The sequence below is a fragment of the Evansella sp. AB-rgal1 genome (assembly GCF_041820985.1).
Taxonomy (GTDB): domain Bacteria; phylum Bacillota; class Bacilli; order Bacillales; family Salisediminibacteriaceae; genus Evansella.
In genome coordinates, this window is record NZ_JBGUAU010000016.1 from 1 (window position 1) to 19,040 (window position 19,040).

General features: G+C 37.2%; 12 protein-coding genes and 1 riboswitch. Of the genes, 10 read left to right on the forward strand and 2 right to left on the reverse strand.

The genetic code is table 11. From position 1 onward, the window contains the following. The first annotated feature begins 177 nt into the window (after positions 1 to 177). Positions 178 to 1,875: a methyl-accepting chemotaxis protein gene (locus tag ACERII_RS14455; RefSeq protein WP_373643225.1), complete on the forward strand. Its 1,698-nt coding sequence runs from the start codon at positions 178 to 180 to the stop codon at positions 1,873 to 1,875. Between the two features lie 266 nt (positions 1,876 to 2,141). Next, positions 2,142 to 2,894 carry a tRNA pseudouridine(38-40) synthase TruA gene (truA, locus tag ACERII_RS14460; RefSeq protein WP_373643226.1) on the forward strand — a complete coding sequence of 251 codons (753 nt, stop codon included), beginning with the start codon at positions 2,142 to 2,144 and terminating at the stop codon, positions 2,892 to 2,894. A gap of 302 nt (positions 2,895 to 3,196) precedes the next feature. On the opposite strand, the gene ACERII_RS14465 is transcribed toward truA, so the two are convergent. After that, entirely contained in the window at positions 3,197 to 3,946 is a 750-nt protein-coding gene (locus ACERII_RS14465) for a YqcI/YcgG family protein (RefSeq protein WP_373643227.1), read from the reverse strand. 171 nt (positions 3,947 to 4,117) lie between these two features. After that, positions 4,118 to 4,299, forward strand: a riboswitch (cobalamin riboswitch). A 194-nt stretch (positions 4,300 to 4,493) separates the two neighbouring features. Here ACERII_RS14465 and metE point away from each other — a divergent pair. The 5 genes from metE to ACERII_RS14490 all read left to right on the forward strand — a co-directional run bounded on the left by metE (position 4,494) and on the right by ACERII_RS14490 (position 12,495). Then, positions 4,494 to 6,785, forward strand: a complete 2,292-nt coding sequence (gene metE, locus ACERII_RS14470; protein WP_373643228.1) for a 5-methyltetrahydropteroyltriglutamate--homocysteine S-methyltransferase — start codon at positions 4,494 to 4,496, stop codon at positions 6,783 to 6,785. A gap of 359 nt (positions 6,786 to 7,144) precedes the next feature. Further along, the gene (locus ACERII_RS14475; RefSeq protein ID WP_373643230.1) at positions 7,145 to 7,327 is read left to right on the forward strand and encodes a hypothetical protein; all 183 of its coding nucleotides are present in this window, start codon (positions 7,145 to 7,147) and stop codon (positions 7,325 to 7,327) included. Between the two features lie 194 nt (positions 7,328 to 7,521). Continuing rightward, positions 7,522 to 10,962 (forward strand): glycoside hydrolase family 2 TIM barrel-domain containing protein, encoded by a 3,441-nt coding sequence (locus ACERII_RS14480; RefSeq protein ID WP_373643232.1) that lies wholly within the window; start codon positions 7,522 to 7,524, stop codon positions 10,960 to 10,962. A gap of 18 nt (positions 10,963 to 10,980) precedes the next feature. Further along, complete coding sequence (locus ACERII_RS14485; RefSeq protein ID WP_373643233.1) at positions 10,981 to 11,859, forward strand: radical SAM/SPASM domain-containing protein; 879 nt, start codon at positions 10,981 to 10,983, stop codon at positions 11,857 to 11,859. A 159-nt stretch (positions 11,860 to 12,018) separates the two neighbouring features. Beyond that, positions 12,019 to 12,495 carry a divergent PAP2 family protein gene (locus tag ACERII_RS14490; protein ID WP_373643235.1) on the forward strand — a complete coding sequence of 159 codons (477 nt, stop codon included), beginning with the start codon at positions 12,019 to 12,021 and terminating at the stop codon, positions 12,493 to 12,495. Positions 12,496 to 12,553: 58 nt separating this feature from the next. Here ACERII_RS14490 and ACERII_RS14495 read toward each other — a convergent pair whose 3' ends face one another. Then, positions 12,554 to 13,375, reverse strand: a complete 822-nt coding sequence (locus ACERII_RS14495) for a DUF6612 family protein (protein WP_373643236.1) — start codon at positions 13,373 to 13,375, stop codon at positions 12,554 to 12,556. A gap of 244 nt (positions 13,376 to 13,619) precedes the next feature. On the opposite strand from ACERII_RS14495, the gene ACERII_RS14500 reads away from it, so the two are divergent. From ACERII_RS14500 to ACERII_RS14510, 3 genes are all read left to right on the forward strand, one after another. Then, on the forward strand, positions 13,620 to 15,095 hold the full coding sequence (locus tag ACERII_RS14500) for a protein adenylyltransferase SelO (RefSeq protein ID WP_373643238.1): 1,476 nt from the start codon (positions 13,620 to 13,622) through the stop codon (positions 15,093 to 15,095). 167 nt (positions 15,096 to 15,262) lie between these two features. Next, a complete protein-coding gene (locus ACERII_RS14505; protein ID WP_373643239.1) occupies positions 15,263 to 15,472 on the forward strand; it encodes a hypothetical protein in 210 nt (69 codons plus the stop codon). A 458-nt stretch (positions 15,473 to 15,930) separates the two neighbouring features. Further along, positions 15,931 to 18,975 (forward strand): efflux RND transporter permease subunit, encoded by a 3,045-nt coding sequence (locus tag ACERII_RS14510; protein WP_373643241.1) that lies wholly within the window; start codon positions 15,931 to 15,933, stop codon positions 18,973 to 18,975. The last annotated feature ends 65 nt before the right edge of the window (positions 18,976 to 19,040 follow it).

Here is a 19,040-nt window from a genome sequence, read left to right on the forward strand (position 1 = left end):
CGGGTCTTAGTTGCCTAAGCATTACATTATAGTAAGAAAATAGATCATCTAATAATTATCTATTCATTTTAGATGCGTCATTAAATATTACAGTAAAAACTAAAAAAGACAATTCTATTGAAATATAGAAAACGCAAAACTATAGGGGCTATTAACATCGTTTAAGGAGAGAGCATCATGAAGGTAAAGTTGACGGTAGCAAGGAAATTGATAATTGGTTTTTTTACAGTACTAATATTATTTGGGATTGTATCAGTAATAACAAACAATGAATTTCATGATATAGATGGTGATTATACTGATTCAATCGAAGACCGTGGTTTAAAGTTACGTCTAGTAACAAATATGGAAAATGCAGTTCTATTAAAACAGATTGCTGTTAGGGGCTATTTAGTAACAGGAAATGAAGCTAACTTACGGAATTTAGAAAGTATAAGAGAACAGTTCCGAATAAATGCAGAAAAATATTTATCTCTTACCAATCTTACCGACTCAAGACAAATGGTAGAAGAGTATGTTGAATTAGAAGGACAATATGCTGAGGTAGCTCAAAAGTTAATAAATTATAGCAGACAAAATAATTCAAATCAGGTTGCAATTCTCATGAGAGAAGAGGGAGATGCTCTCACTACAAAAATTACAGAGGCGGGGGATAGTCTCCGCGAATTTCAGCTTCACCAACTTGCACTAACAAGTGATCAATTATCATCGAGCACAAGCAATGTAAGAAATTTCATCATGGGGATCAGTATTTTGGTTTTCATTGTAGGAACAATAATTGCTTTGTATATTAGTAGAATAATTGCTAAACCTGTTATTCTATTATCAGATGCTACAAAACAAATCTCAGAAGGTAATTTAACTATTGATGATGTTGTGGTAAAAAATAGAGACGAAATTGGAGAATTAGCTGTTTCATTTAATCAAATGAAAAACACATTACGCGAAGTAATTCTTGAGGTCAATACAACAGCAGAGAATGTTGCATCTTCAGCTGAAGAACTAACTGCCAGTGCAGAGCAAACGAGTTCAGCTACTAATCAAGTCGCTATTTCCATAGAAGAGGTTGCCAGTGGGGCTGAATTACAAGAAAAAAATACAGAAGAGAGTGCTAATGCTGTTGGAGAAATGGCTATTGGAATCCAGAGAGTTGCAGAATCAACTTCAAGTGTAGCAGAATCTGCTCAAGATACAACGCAGCAAGCAAGTAGTGGTAATAGTTCTTTGAAAAAAGTAGTGGATCAAATGAACTCTATTAATGCTTCTGCACAGGAAACTAGTGTAGTAATTCAGGAACTAGATAAAAATTCCGTAGAAATAGGTAAGATCATAGATGTAATAACAGGAATAGCAGATCAAACAAATCTATTAGCACTTAATGCTGCCATTGAATCAGCGAGAGCAGGTGAACATGGACGTGGTTTTGCAGTTGTAGCAGATGAAGTAAGGAAGTTAGCTGAACAATCAAAAGAAAGTGCAAATCAAATAGCTACTTTGATCGCAGCTATACAGCAAAGTACTTCACAAGCTGTAGTAGCCATGAATAGAGGAGCTTCAGAAGTGAGTGAAGGAATGAATCTAGTTGAAGAAACAGGAAAGAATTTTGAACAGATTCTATCATCTATTGAAAAAGTAAGTTCAGAAATTCAGGAAGTTTCTGCTGTAACGGAAGAAATGTCAGCAAGTGTGGAACAGGTGAATGCATCAATAGACGAAGTATCTAGCATAGCAAAAGTATCTGCACAGAATACTAGTGATATTGCTTCTGCTTCAGAAGAACAATTAGCATCAATGGAGGAGATTACTTCTTCTGCGAGTACTTTGGCAGAAATGGCAGAAAATATGAGGGTAATGATATCTAAATTCAGAATATAATTATTCAAAAGGCTTATGGTAAAGGACTATGTTGATTTTAATAATACCCCTCTTGGATAATGTCCATAGAGGGGTATTATATTAAACCCATTTAAACTTTTACTGAAACATCATCAGACTAAATGATAAAAATAATGGGGTAGCATTATTACACTTATGAAAATTAGGTGTTTGCGCAAAATAATAGTGAATTAATTAGGACTCCGTAGTTTATTCTGTTAACCTTATTGTTAGTAACGGAAATTACATAAAAAAAGGAGATAAACATGTTTAACTATAAATTACTTATTCAATATGATGGCGGGCGATATAAAGGCTGGCAGCGACTTGGTGATGACGAAAATACTATTCAAGGAAAAATTGAGAATGTATTATCGGAAATGGCTGGTTATAAAATTGAGATTATCGGCAGCAGTCGAACGGATGCAGGTGTTCATGCCCTAGCACAAATTGCAAATTTTAAGTTAGAAGAGGAAATGGCGGAGGCGGATATAAAAAAGTACCTAAATCGTTATTTACCACAGGATATTAGTGTATTAGATGTAACTAGTGTTCATGAAAGATTTCATTCTCGATACAATACAAAGGACAAGACATATGTATATAAGATCTGGAATGAAGAGCATACAAATCCATTTATTCGAAAACATAGTATGCATGTGGAAAAAAACTTAGATCTAGAAGAAATGAAAGAAGCTAGCAAACACTTCATTGGAGAGCATGACTTTACTGCATTCTCCAATGCTAAATCGAAGAAAAAATCCATGGTGCGAGAAATATATTCGATCGAACTAGAGGAAAAGGCTGGACTAATTGAAATAAGCATCCGTGGAAATGGGTTTTTATATAATATGGTTCGGAAAATTGTTGGTATTTTAATTGAAGTAGGTTTAGGAAAACAGGAAATTCATTCCATTGCAGGAATGTTAAAATCAAAGGAAAGATTTCCAGCACTCATGGCAGAACCACAAGGATTGTTTCTAGAGAAAATTAGTTTTTCGAGTAAAAACCTCAAATAACAATTTCTAAATAATGTAAAATAATCAGAAACAGAGTCAGAAAGCTTTGGACTCTGTTTTTTTTGTACGTTAGGAATTTTAGTTTCACTAAAGGATTAAAGTGTAAGAAAACTAAGCCTTTCGTCAATGAGGATTTGGCGATAAACCTTAGTTTTTCTTATTATAGAAATACCAAACCGAAATGTAAGATTGTAGTTATGTTAGTATTATGAATACTTCATCTATATGCCGAGTATTTGTCATCTTAGTCATACCGATTTTCTATACAATACATCATCCACTTTTTTTCACAGTAAAAATGACTAATCCTTCTTACTTGATTTCCATAGATGGCGAAAAGGACACTTCGTTAAAGAAGAATCATCATCTCGTAGAAAATATTGTTTCCACTCAAAATTATCACTTTCTCCATAGCTATTAAGATCAGGATGTATAGAAATAGAGTCATAGTTTTCAAGTCGAGCCCTTATATGATATTTTATATTTTGTGCATGGGTAGGAGAGTTATTGAACTCCGTTAAAACCCACCTCGGTGTGATTGCTAGCATCATTGTTGGAAAATATCTGCTTTTTCGATTTGTATGTGCTGGTGTGGCACAATACATAAAGTATTTTTCCCTATGAAAACAGAATTCCCAGAGGGAGTTATGAGGATCTGTAGGGATTTCTTCGGGCCATTTTTCTTTGTCCACGTTAGTTAAGTCACTTAAATGATTCCAAAATAATTGCTCATACTGTTCAATTGTGTAGGAGTCCTTCATCTCCTGTGGAATATCATAAAACACAATGAGTGATGTGTAGTTTCCTAGCTTTTTTGATGATTTCGAGAACTCCGTTAATACATGAGCTAATTCGTCTACCGTCTCAGTTTTCCTAGGATCGCCAAGAAAGCCATAGCAAAAATGATGTAAAGTATATCCGATTGTTGCCGGAATACAGGGAAACAGATTATCTTTATCTGTCATTGTTTCCTCAAACTTTTCTAGATAATATTTCTCTGTATTAGAAAGACTGTGGGATGAAAACTCGTCCTTTCTATATAATCGTTTCATTATACTCACCTCTGATTCAATTGATTTTACAATCTATTCAGAAAAGGAATCATATGGTGGATGTCTTACTAAAAATGGGCGTTTAGGTAGTTTATATTGCACTAATCTCATAGGAATAATATAAAATAACTGTATACAACATTTTATCTATATGATATAGTAAGTAAAATTACATATCGTGTAAGAATTGGTGCCAAGCAAAGGCTTGGCTTAAAAGGGAAGAACGGTGAAAGTCCGTCGCTGTCCCGCAACTGTAAATCGGAGCAAATCACGAAGACCACTATCATAATGATGGGAAGGTGTGAGGAGCATTGAAGATAAGCCAGGAGACCTGCCAACTTCTAGTACACACCAAATACCTACGTGGAAATAGGTGGTGAAATTAATTTGTACGACAAACGAGTTATGAGTTGCATGTGAAGCATGCTTTCTTAGGTGTACCCATTACTTGCTTGTATAGCCATTTCCCTTCCGTGGAGATGGCTTTTTGTGTTTGGAAAATATGTAATGAAAGAAAATAGTGCAAATATGAGGAGGAACTTTGGGAATGAAAGTAATTAGTACAGCTGTTGGATATCCGTATATTGGAGAGAATCGCGAATGGAAACGTTGTTTAGAAGCCTATTGGAAAGGTGAATTACAAGAGGAGACCTATCTAACAAACATGAAATCTATTCGATTGGAAAACTTGAAACGTCAGCAAGCATTGGGGTTAGAATTACTAACAGTAGGTGATTTCACCTTTTACGATCGTATGCTTGACCATGCGACTATGTTTGGGATGGTTCCTGATCGTTATCAGTGGAAAGACGACAAGGTAGATCTATCAACATATTATGCTATGGCTCGTGGGGCTAATAATGCAGTAGCTTGTGAAATGACAAAGTGGTTTAATACTAATTACCACTACATTGTACCGGAATATGAAGATCAACAACTTCGATTAACAAGAAACTATATTTTAGATTACTATCAAGAAGCGAAGCAAGAATTAGGAATAAATGCTAAACCAACGATAATAGGTCCCTATACGTTTGTACAGCTAACGAAAGGGTATGATGAAAAGTCGAAAGCTTTATTATATGTAAAGCTACTTCCTCTCTATGTACAATTATTGCAGCAACTTGTTGATGCAGGAGCAGAATGGATTCAAGTGGAGGAACCTGCTTTGGTCTTAAGTTTATCCGAGGATGATGTAAAGCTAGTGCAAGAAATTTATAAGCAAATAGCCACAGAAGTACCAAGAGCTCAAATCATGTTACAAACATACTTTGAGGGTCTTTCCGCTTATGAAAAATTGTCGCAATTACCTGTTGCAGGGATTGGGCTTGATTTTGTACATGGAAAAAAAGAGAATATGAACTCTATTCGAAAATATGGATTCCCTGAACAGAAAGTATTAGGAATTGGTATTGTAAACGGTCGAGATATATGGCGAGGCAATTTGGCAGAGATGTCAACGGATATAAATGCAATTGTAAAATTAACGAATGCAAAACATACTTGGATACAGTCTTCATGCAGTTTGCAACATGTACCTGTAACTACGAAAACGGAAACGAACTTAGATAAGACATTAACGAATGCTCTAGCGTTTGCAGATGAAAAAGTGTCCGAAATACTGGATGTTTCCATCTTCATAAAAGAAGGTGAGTGGTCGAATAAGAATTGCTTATCACAAAGTATGCAAGCAATCGATGCATTAGCAAATCATGAAAGTAGAAAAAATGAAGTAGTAAAAGAACTTCTATTACACGTGCAACCAGAAGATTTTCAAAGACCTATGTCTTATGTGGACCGCCAAGTCTTACAACAAAAAGTACTACAACTGCCGGATTTTCCAACAACAACGATCGGTAGCTTCCCTCAGTCACCTGAAGTAAAACGTACACGGACTGCGTGGAGGAAAAAAGAAATTACAGATGCAGTTTATGAAGAGTTTGTTAGAAAGGAAACAGCTCGTTGGATTCAGATCCAAGAAGATATTGGACTAGATGTATTTGTACATGGGGAGTTTGAGCGAACAGACATGGTGGAGTATTTCGGTGAGAAGCTAAGTGGTTTTGCATTTACTGATAATGCTTGGGTTGTGTCCTATGGATCTCGTTGTGTGAAGCCACCAATTATCTATGGAGATGTGGAGTGGACAGCACCAATGACAGTGAAAGAGGTAAAAGAAGCTCAGCAATTAACTTCGAAGCACGTAAAAGGAATGTTAACAGGTCCAGTCACGATTTTGAATTGGTCCTTCGTTCGGGATGATATTTCTCGAGATCAAGTGGCAAATCAAATTGCCTTAGCTCTAAGAGAGGAAGTCCGAGCATTAGAAAATGCAGGAATCGCTATTATCCAAGTAGATGAACCTGCATTACGAGAAGGACTTCCATTGAGGAAAGAAAATTGGGAAGAATATCTTTCTTGGAGTGTAAATTCCTTCAAGTTAGCAACATCTCGCGTGGAAAATGAAACTCAAATTCATACCCATATGTGCTATTGCGAATTTAACGATTTTATTGGTCCAATTCGTGCCCTTGATGCAGACGTTATTTCCATTGAGACATCAAGAAGTCACGGAGAATTGATACACTCATTAAAACAAAGAAACTATGAGCTTGGTATCGGCTTAGGGGTTTACGATATTCATAGTCCAAGAGTTCCAAGTGTAGATGAAATAAGTAAAATATTGAACGATGCTTTAGAGGTTATTACAAAGGAGCAATTTTGGGTAAATCCAGATTGTGGCCTAAAAACAAGAAAGGAAGAAGAAACGATAGCATCATTGAAAAATATGGTGAAAGCGGCACAGAAGTTGCGTAAAGAGCAAGAGTTAAGGGTCTAATTATAACAGCTATCCAGAAAATACACTAGTTAGTGGTAGTCAAATTTATCTAGTATTACTAATTTTGTTGGATAATATTCCATTCGCTCCAGTCCACTCCTTTCCTGTGGGGAGTTACCGAGCCACCTTCACGACTTCGTCACTACGGTGTCTCGCCTCTACTCTACTTCCCACTGGAGTTCGTGGACTTGCGCTCATTCCATATAAAGTGAAGAGTACTAACTATACTCATAACGTTTTTTCATCCGTCATGGTGAAAATTTTAACTTTCATGGAGGTCTATCATGTAATTTCCATTGTAAGCAACAACGTATATTCCTCTTGATAATTCTAATAATAAAGAAAAAGGAGGGATATTTATGGCGAAAAGAAGTGGGAAAACAGACGCAGACCAAAAGAATAAACAGGGATTTGACTCTAGTAAAACGGATTCTGAGTTCGCAAAAGAACCTGGAAGTGCTGCAGCTAACCGAAAACATAAAGAAAAAGCGAAAAAAGAAAAAGCATCCAAAAATCAGGGAGAATGGAAAGGGATGCACTAATTTCATTTTTAGAAAACAGTATGGGTGTAGAGATCAATACGATCTTGGAGCTCCTACTGTTTTTTGTTTGTGTAATCAATGTATAATAGAAACTACCATACAAGCATGGTAGTTTTATTTCGATAGTATTAATAGCTTACACAAACTAGATGGTGTCAAAAGGAATACAAACGGTTCGGTAAGGGAGATAGAATATGAGTGAAAATAACTTGAATAAAAAAGTTCTATTTAATGATGGTTGGGAATTTTCTAAAAGTAGTCTCGGAGTTTCGGATCATGAATCGTTACATTTTAAACCAATCGATGTACCGCACGATTGGCTTATTTATAACACATTGGATTTATATGAAAACAGTATAGGCTGGTATCGTAAAACATTTACATATACAAAAAAAGAGGACCATGTTCTCCTTTATTTTGATGGGGTCTATATGGATTCGTCTCTTTATGTAAATAAGCAGTTTGTTGGTGAATGGAAGAATGGATACTCTTCCTTTGAACACGAGATCACAGATGCTCTTGTTGAGGGAGACAATGAAATTATTGTGAAGGTTGTACACCAGAGTCCAAATAGTCGATGGTACTCAGGAGCAGGTATATATCGAAATGTTTGGCTTAAAACAAGAGCGAAAACGCACATCATCACAGATGGAATTTATGTTTCTACAGAACAGAGAGGTAATGACTGGTTTGTAGAAATCGATACAGAGTTAGAGATAGACCAAGATGTCCAACTATCACACGTTGTTTTTTATAAAGGAGAGCAAATAGCATCCTCTCACGCAACTGTTACTGCGGAAGGAGATTCAACTACTACGGACCGTCAATCCATAATCGTAAAAGATCCTTTATTATGGAATACAGACGATCCGAACTTATATCAACTTGACACGACATTGGAGCTATCTACTTCGGAAGTACTGGAAAGAGTATCTCAAAACCTTGGTTTTCGAACAATGGAGATGGACCCAAATAACGGTTTTAAGCTAAATGGGCAAAAAATGAAGCTAAATGGTGTTTGCGAACATCACGACTTAGGTGCGTTAGGAGCTGCGTTTAATACATCTGCGTTAAAAAGAAGGTTCCATATTTTAAAAGATATGGGTGTAAACGCTCTAAGAACAGCTCATAATATGCCCGCAGTTGAGTTCATGGATTTAGCAGATGAAATGGGATTCCTTGTTGTTACAGAAGCGTTTGATATGTGGGAACGACCGAAAACGCCTTATGATTATGCGAGATTTTTTAAGGATTGGGCATATAAAGATGTGAAAAGCTGGGTGTTACGAGATCGAAATCATCCAAGTCTCTTAATGTGGAGTATAGGAAATGAAATTTATGATACTCATGCAGATGAGCGAGGTCAGGAATTAACGAGAATGTTATTGGGGTATGTGAAGGAATTTGATCCAAAAGAAAATGCGAAAGTCACTATAGGATCGAATTATATGCCTTGGGAAAACGCTCAAAAGTGTGCAGACATTGTCAAAATTGCAGGATATAACTATGCGGAAAAATACTATGAGAAACATCACGAAGAGTATCCTGATTGGATTATTTATGGAAGTGAAACATCTTCTATTGTTCAAAGTAGGGGGATTTATCATTTTCCTTTTGAAAAATCCATTCTAGCTGACGATGACGAGCAGTGCTCGGCCCTTGGAAATAGCACGACAAGCTGGGGAGCAAAGTCGATTGAAGCCTGCATCTTGGCAGAACGAGATACGCCTTTCTCACTAGGGCAATTTCTTTGGACTGGATTTGATTATATTGGAGAGCCAACACCATATCATACGAAGAATTCCTATTTAGGGCAAATAGATACAGCTACGTTTCCGAAAGATTCGTATTATATTTATCAAGCTGCTTGGACTGATTATAAGACAAAACCGATGGTGCATCTTTTCCCGTATTGGGATTTCAATAAAGGTCAAATTATCGATGTTCGCGTTTGCTCCAATGCACCTAAAGTGGAGCTTCAGCTGAACGGGAAAACCATTGGAACGCATGATATTGATCATGAAAACGGTACACAACTTGTTGGATGGTGGAAGGTTCCATATGAAGAGGGAGAACTAAAAGCAAATGCGTATGATGAAGATGGAAATATTATTGCAACAGATGTGAAGTCATCCTTTAAAGATGCCAAAAAAGTGTGTTTACATGCTGACAGAGAGTTCATTTCTGCAAATGGTACAGACTTAATTTTTCTGGAAATATCAATGGAAGACGAAGCTGGAAACCCTGTACACAATGCAACAAACCGAGTCCGTGTGGATGTGACCGGAGCGGGTCGTTTACTAGGACTTGATAATGGAGATAGTACAGATTACGATGCGTACAAAGGCGTCAGTAGACGGTTATTTAGTGGGAAGCTAATGGCGATCATTGGGGCTACGCTTGAGTCAGGAAAAATAAAAGTAGAAGTATCATCGGAAGGGATGGAATCGAAAGTAGTGCACATCGATTCACTGCAAGTTGAGGGTGGACAGGTTATTGGTACGGCTCCTAAAAGTACTAATCAAGAAATCTCGGTTGTGATGGGGAAAGAGAATGAAATTCCTGTTCGAAAGATAGAAATCATTAGTGAATCTGGACAGGTGTTTGAAGAAACGAATAAAGAGATGGTTGTGCGAGCAAAATTATTTCCAGAAAACACTTCCTATCAAGAAGTGGAGTGGAGTGTTGTAAATGATGTAGGAATCGAGTCCAATATTTCAAAGGTAGAAGCCAACGGACTGGAAGCGAAAATAACTGCACTGGGAGATGGGATCTTTCGAGTTCGCTGTACAAGCAAAAATGGTACGGAAAAAACGAAGCTTATTTCTGAACTAGAAATGAAAGCAGAAGGACTCGGAACAGCATATAAGGATCCTTATGGCTTTATCTCTGCAGGTTTATATGATTATAGCAAAGGGGAAGTTAGTAACGGCAACGAACGTGGGGTCGCTACGAGTAGAGATGGAGAAACGCAAGTTGGCTTCCGAGAAATAGACTTTGGTAGCTATGGGTCTGATACCATCACCATCCCTATTTTTGCGTTATCAAGTGAAGAGTACCCCATCCAAATCTGGGAAGGTATGCCAGAAGAAGAGGGAAGCACACTTATTGCGGATGTTATTTATCAAAAAGAATCCAAATGGAATGTCTATCAAGAGGAATCATATCGCTTATCGAAGAGACTTCAAGGAATTACTTCCTTATGTTTTGTTGTGAATAAAAAAATTCATATAAAAGGCTTTTCCTTTGAGAAAAAGAATCGTGCCTTTGAACAAAATTCAGCTGCAGACTGCGATCATATATATGGAGATACGTATTTGGTAACAAATAAATCTGTTCAAGGAATTGGGAATAATGTATCTTTACAATATGAACAAATGGATTTCACAAGTGAAGGTACATCAACATTAGTTATCTATGGAAACTCTCCTATTGATAAAAATACGATTCATATTCGATTTGAGAATGAAGCAGGAGAGACCAATCAGCTTGTGGAATTTACACAGTCGGATGGATTTGAAGAACGAGTTTTCGATCTAGATAGCATCACTGGATTGCAAAAAGTTACTTTCATTTTCCTACCAGGCTCGAATTTCGATTTTGGTTGGTTCCGATTTAAACCGACTGAAGAGTAAAGAAGCGAGGAAACGCCATTGAAAAGGTTTAAGAAATTTTACGTGGAGATTACGAGTATATGTAATCTCGCATGCAGCTTTTGCCCTCCTACAGAACGGCAAAAACAATTTATTAGTGTAGAGGATTTTTCGAAAAGATTAGATCAAATTAAACCTTTTACAGACTATATTTATCTACATGTTAAAGGAGAGCCATTGCTTCATCCAAAGATTGATAAGCTATTAGATCTATGTCATGAAAAAGGATTTAAAGTTAACATTACAACGAATGGTACGTTAATTAATAAAAATAAGCATAAATTGATGAACAAACCTGCGTTAAGGCAGATGAACTTTTCTCTTCATAGCTTTGACGGGCATGCTGGGTCAAAGGATAAAGAAGGGTATGTTAGCAGTATTCTTTCTTTTATTAAAGAAGTTACGAGTGAATCCAATGTTATTTTTTCTTTGAGATTATGGAACCTCGCTCCAGATAATGCCACGAATCTAGAGAAACAGCAGAATCGTGACATACTTAGAATGATTGAAAGAGAATTTGACTTGGATTATAAGATTGAAGAGAAAGTTGTTCCTGGAAGTGGTGTGAAGGTTGCGGAACGTATCTATATCAATCAGGATTTGCAGTTTCAGTGGCCGGCTTTACATGAAGAAGAGGATGATGGAAAAGGCTTCTGTTATGGACTTCGTAATCAGGCGGGGATTTTAGCTAATGGAACAGTTATCCCTTGTTGTTTAGATGGGGAAGGAATAATAAACCTTGGAAATATAAACGAATCCTCTTTTTCCGAGATTATAGAAGGAGATCGCGCGAAAAATCTTGTGGATGGATTTTCGCGGAGAGAAGCGGTAGAGGAACTGTGTCGTAAATGCGGGTACCGTAAGCGGTTTGGGAAATAACTATCTTAGTGGGGGCTGAAATAAGTTTATTATTAACCTTTTCGGTGCCCTCTTTGTAGTGATGAGGAAAAAATTTCAAGAGAAAAGATAGATGAACTTTTAGTTGTGCTTTGTATAGTTTATAGGTGTTTCCCTAAAACTAACAAAGAGGTGATTACCGTGAGTAGAGGAATAGTAACATCGATACTTGCAATAGTAATAGCACAATTTTTGAAAATACCGTTAAAGCAATTGGAAACGAAAAAGTGGTCTTGGCAAACCCTATTTGCATCAGGAGGAATGCCTAGCTCTCACTCAGCTGGTGTTGCATCGTTAGCAACTTACACTGGTTTAAGGTTAGGTGGAAGGAAGCTTGATTTTGCACTAGCTGTAATCTTTGGTTTGATTGTGATGTATGATGCTCAAGGTATAAGAAGATATGCTGGAGAAACCTCCATGAGAGTCAATGAATTAGAGGCGAAAGTGGAACAATTAGCAGGAGAATCTACAGGTAATTATCACGAACGAAAAGAAAGACAGTTAAAAGAACAACTTGGTCATCAACCAGAAGAAGTAGCAGTAGGTGCCTTGTTAGGTGTTGTTGTTGGTACCGTAAGTTATCTGTTAAACAGGGGTAAACGGAGTTACTTGTTCTAATAGTTATTCTACAGGAAATCTCAATGGACGGTGCCCATTGAGATTTCCTGTACATTTTCTAAAATCCAAATAAATCTGTCTCAGACATCTCTACAGCGTTATTTATTACATCCTCTGGAATAACAAGAGATTCTATTTCATTAAACTTACTCATTTTCATTTTTATGTTCTGTGTTGTAGACAACGTTTCACCAAGCATTTCCATAGTTAGTACCATGTGTACATTGGTCGCAGTTTGATACAAAGTTTCTTTGTCTATTACAATTTCATATTGCAACTCATCTATTGTCATGTCTGGCATGAAAGTTTCTAATTCATCCATTCCTTCACCGAACATTCCATTAATTTCTTCAAAAAATGCTTGCATGTCAACGTCTTCTCCAGCTAGATTGAGGGTATAAAAGTCATCATCAGAACTTAATGATACATCTGTAATGTATTCCATTAAAGGCTTTAATTGTTCTTCTGGACTCATTTGAGTTTCTATATCAATTATTTCCGTAACAAGAGAATCTGGGTATTTCATCCATCCGCCCATCATCGGGTCCTCCATAAAGAAACCATGTTCTTCAGAAAAATACGATTCGTATGACAGTGTTTCTCCTAACATATCCATGGAAATTGTTTGAAAAAGAATCATAGGATCTTGGTGTACTTCTGAAACGCTTGACATATTCATCGTCATCGACTCGTCATCGGATAAATCTATCGTTTGTTCCATCTCCATTTCCATAGCATAACTATTAAGTTCTTCCATTGCTGAAATGGACCCATTCATAATGTCCTCAAGTGTCATATCTCCATCAACTTCCACATCATTACAGGCCCCTAGTAGTAAAACAAAGGAGCAAGTAGTAAGTAAATAAATTATTTTCTTCACGTAATAAATACCTCCCATTTTTTTATTCATCAAAGTATACGTAGCAACTGGAAGAAAGTTTCAAATTATCGAAATTGCTTTTGTCATTCTACCGTATGTGTATAGAACTTCGTATATTCAGGTATTATTAGTAAAAAATGTAGAAGAAATAGTCATAGAGGTTAAGAAATTATTTGAAGCATGAGATTTTTGTTTTTTACTAAAAGGACGTACCATAGATATAAGAGATAAAGGAGGGTCTGTAATGACGAATGGAAACGAAAAAAACGAAATGGGTTGGAACTTTGACCACAGTTACTCTCGGCTACCTGATATATATTTTAGTAACCAAAAGCCAACTCCGGTTGCATCCCCTGAGTTAATAATTTTTAATGATTCATTGGCTACGTTGCTAGGTGTAAATGGGGAGAAATTAAAGAGTGAGAGTGGGGTTGCTATTTTCGCTGGTAATGATGTACCTGAGGGGGGGAATCCTCTTGCACAGGCATATGCTGGGCATCAATTTGGACATTTTACGATGTTAGGTGATGGACGCGCCATTCTTCTTGGGGAGCAGATTACACCGCAAAATTCTCGGTTCGATATTCAGTTAAAAGGACCTGGTAGAACGCCATATTCCAGAGGTGGAGATGGACGAGCGTCATTAGGCCCGATGTTACGTGAATATATTATGAGTGAAGCAATGCACGCCTTACGTATCCCTACAACCCGTAGTTTAGCAGTAGTTACTACAGGTGAGGATGTGATAAGAGAAACGGATTTACCAGGAGCTGTCCTTACTCGTATAGCAGCAAGTCATATTCGAGTTGGAACGTTTCAATATGCTGCCAAATGGGGATCCGTGGAGGAATTGCGCCAATTAGCCGATTATACGATTGACCGACATTATCCTGAAATAAAGGATAAAGAAGCCCCGTATCTTTCTCTATTAAGAGGCGTGATTAAACGACAAGCGGATTTAATATCGAGATGGCAACTAGTTGGATTTATCCATGGAGTCATGAACACGGACAATATGACAATTAGCGGAGAGACGATTGATTATGGACCTTGTGCTTTCATGGATATGTATGATCCAGAGACTGTTTTTAGTTCTATTGATAGACAAGGGCGTTATGCATATGGGAACCAACCACCAATTGGAGGTTGGAATTTAGCGAGGTTTGCAGAAACGTTATTACCACTTTTGCATGAGGATCAAGACAAGGCAGTGGAAATAGCGCAAGCAGAGATTTCTGTTTATCCTGAATTGTATAAGGGAAATTGGCTCAAAGGAATGAGAGCGAAGCTGGGGATTTTTAATGAAGAAGATCAAGATGAAGGACTTATTGAAGAGTTACTTTCTATGATGAAAAAACATCGTGCGGACTTTACAAACACATTCGTCGCATTATCCTTTGACACGGAAAGACTCGATTTTTCCAAGACTGATGATTTTATTCAGTGGAATGAAAAGTGGCAGGAGAGACGAAGTAGACAACAGGATACAAAAGAAGAGTTGGATAAATTAATGCGGAACTACAACCCAGCTGTGATACCTCGTAACCATCGAGTGGAGGAAGCACTTGATGCTGCAGTGGAGGACAGAGATTACACGGTGATGGAAAAACTTCTAAAAGTCCTTGCAGATCCGTTTGCACACTCGTCAGAGCAGGAAGAATATGCTACTGCACCACCTGAGGAAATAAGTTGTGATTATCGGACGTATTGTGGGACTTGATGCAGGGTTAAAAAATCAAATTTTTATAAAACTGTGTGCTACTTCTATTTTCATAGAGGTAGCTTTTTTTGACTAGGTTAGAGTTTAATTTTACTTTTGAAACTTATATGAGAGCATAAACGTAAATTGATTTAATACAATTATCTAACTTCCTAGGAGGTGATCCGGTGGGCTTTTTTGAGTTTTTAATAGTAGTTTTTCCTTTTTTAACAGCAATCATAATTACCTTAGGTGTGCTATGGCATAAAAGAAGAACGATGGAATTAAAAAGTAGTGATACAGACATCGATGTGATTGATTTGAATAAAAAGATAGACCTTTTAACAGATAAAATTGAAAGGTTGGAACAAGCGATAAAAGATAATAAGAATACTTAGATGGAAGTCCTACGTTTTTAAGTAAACGTAGTGGCTTTTTTTTGTTGAAAGATAAGCGTATAACATTTTTGGACTTAGAAAGTTGTCTAGCTCCAAGAGCCATGACCTCGTGTCAAATAACCTGGCCGATTAAAAAGTAAAAAGCACTTTTCAACTGGAAGAACATTTTTCTTCGCAGATTGCAAGCGAATTTCGCTTTTCGTTCGTCCAGAACATTTGCATTTCGGTCATGAAAGGGCGCCTTGTATTTTCTTAGGCGGGAAAGATCGTATATGTTGGTAGAAGATCCCCATACGACCAAAGACTTATAGAAAATCAGTCTAAGGCTCATTTTTGTGAATCCGATCCTCAAGTAATATAAAGTATGAAAACGCTGGAGGAAAAATTTACAAATAATAAATATTTCTTTTCGGTATTCGTATGTATAATGAGTTTGTTTGATATGAGGAGGGAATACAATGGGTTTGTTACGTCTGTTAATGAGTAGAAAAATTGTTGTTGTCCTTATGGTCGTGTTTATTTTTATTCTAGGTATTTTTGTATCGGGGAAATTGGATCGTGAACTCTTTCCTGCTATGTCGTTTGATGGTACTCACATTTATGTACATGCAGGAGATATGTCAACTCTTGATGTAGAGCAAAATATCACGAAACCTATAGAACGAATCGTGTTAAATGTTGAGGGAGTAAATCATGTTAACAGTTCATCTTCTATCGGGGTTAGTACACTCCAGGTTCAGGCAGAAGAAGGTCAAGGAGAAGAGGTATTCAAAGAAATTGAAACTTCTTTAAAAGGAATAGAAAGCCAGCTTCCAGGAGTAACTTTTATTCAAGCGCAGCAATATTCTACGGATCAGCCATATGAGTTTTATATGACAATGAGTAATGGTACAGTGGACGCTATGTCGGAGTTTGGGAGGGAAATTCTAAAGCCACGGTTAGAAGCTCTTCCCGAGGTAAGAGAGGTTGGATTAGAGGGCGTAGAAAAAAAGGAAGTAATAGTGGAACTTGATGTCAACAAGTTGCAGGAGACAGGGATATCAACGCAACAAGTTGTCCAGTTGCTCCAGCAGGGAAATGTTGATACGTCTGTTGCTACTTTAAATGGAGATGCAGCAAAAACAACGGTTAGGTGGTCTGCGTCACTAGCATCCTTAGATGATGTGCAAAACATGGAGCTACCAACATCTGATGGATTTATCCAATTACGAGATATAGCTCGTGTTTACGAAGAAAAGCTAACTACAAATTCGGTAGGATGGAATAACGGTACAAAGGATTTTATATTTGTGCAAATTGGTCGAGCTAACAATGTAACACAAGTAGAAATGGCAGCAGCTGTTCGTGAGGAAATTGCACAAATAAGAGAAGAAGGTCTTGTTCCTAGTTTTGATTTTGAAGAGCTAGTTGCACAAGCGGATTACGTAACTGAAGCTATCGATGGGGTTAGCATGAATGTATTGCTTGGGGGAATTATAGCCTTAGTTGTCCTCATTTTGTTTTTACGAAATATACGCGCCATATTTATTATTGGATTATCCATTCCATTATCTATTCTGCTTACATTTATTGGGATGTGGCTCTTGGATTATAGCTTTAATATGTTGACTCTTATTGGATTAGGGCTTGGTATTGGGATGATGGTAGATTCGTCCATCGTAATACTGGAATCAATTTATAGGCAAAAAGAGAAGGGTCATCAAAAACTAGAAGCAGTATTATTAGGGGTGAAAGAAGTTGCTACTGCTGTTATAGCTTCTATGTTAACAACCATTGTTGTATTTGTGCCAATCGGCTTATTAGGTGGAGAGATGGGGCAATTCATGATCGTCTTATCCTTAATAGTAGTCATAACCTTAGTTAGCTCTGTTATCGTTGCATTTACGTTAATTCCAACATTAAGTGAAAACTTTTTAAAGGTGAAAAACAAGAAACGAGATATTCAAGAAGGTGTTATTGTTTCTAGCTATGGTAAGGTGGTGAGTTGGATTACAAGAAAGAAACGCCATCGTTACAGCTTGATCGCATTATTTATTGTTGTTTTTGTTAGTTCCATCCTATTAGTTACCAAGATACCAATGAGTGTTATGCCGGATGTGCTAAATCGCTATGCAGAACTCATGGTGGAGCTAGAGGATGGAATCACACCGGAAGATCGTGAAGCAATAGCTCTAGAAATTAATGAACGACTATCAAATATAAAGGATGTAGAAACTAATTTAATTATGAATGATATAGACTACTTTTACATCCTTATCAACATGACCAAAGGTGATAAAGTCTCAGTGGAGCAAAGTGTAGTGAATGAACAAATTAATAGTGAGCTCCGCGCAATGGAGGAGAATTACCCAGTTCAAAGTGTGTCAGGTGCAGATTTTGGTGGAGGCGCAGCCTTACCTGTTGTAATCGAAATAAAAGGGGAAAGCTTACACCAATTAAGTGAGATCACTAGAGATCTGGAAAAGGAACTTACGTCTGTAGATGGTTTAGTTGGGATCACTTCTTCAGCGAATAAAACCATAAAAGAGCAGGTTATTAGTTTGGATGAGGATCAAATGAAGCTTGATCAAGTGAGTGATCTTCAGTTATTATCTCAATTACAAGAATGGTCTGCAAAAATCCCTGCAGGAGAGTTGGAAGGGGGAGTAGATGTTAGACCAGAGATCTTCGTCACTTCCAATGTGTCTATTGAAAATAAACAAGACCTGTTGTCTCTAGAGGTCCCAACGATAAATGGGTATAAAGAGCTTTCTTCCTACCTATCTCTACAAGAAACAGAGGTTCCAATTAATATCTCCAGAAGAGATGGAGATAGAATGGTCACCATTTTAGCAGATATTGAAGGAAGAGATTTAGGTTCGGTAAATCGAGACATTGAGGAGTTACTAAAGAACTTTGAGACACCAGTTGGTTATACCGTCAGTACGGGAGGGAGCCTGCAGGAGCAAACGGAAGCGATGCAAGAAATGGTGATGATTTTAGGGATTGCAATTTTCTTGGTGTATGTGGTTATGGCAATTCAATTTAATAGCTTCCTTCACCCATTTATCGTGATGTCTGTGATTCCATTGACAGCAACAGGTGCTTTGCTCGGCTTACTTGTTACCCAGTCAGAACTAAGCATATTATCAGCAATGGGAATGGTATTTCTAATTGGTATTGTCCTAAATAACGCCATTCTTCTCATTGATAGAACGAAACAACTGAGAACAGAAGGGTTAGATTCGAAAGCAGCTTTAATTGAAGCTGGGAAAAATCGATTGCGTCCTATTTTTATGACAACTTTGACAACATGTGGGGGCATGCTACCACTTGCCATTGCAACTGGTTCAGCAAGTAATTACCAGGCTCCATTAGCTGTTGTTATTATCTCTGGTCTACTCTTTGCAACTGGTATTACGTTACTACTTATTCCTTCGATATATTTATTGTTTGAGGATGTGAAAACAGGAATAAAGCGTTTATTTAAACGTTCAAAGAAACAACATATGAAAGCAGCCTAAATATAAAGAACCTATCTGTTATAATGTAATGGATGGGTTCTTTTTATTCTAAACAGTAACACAAT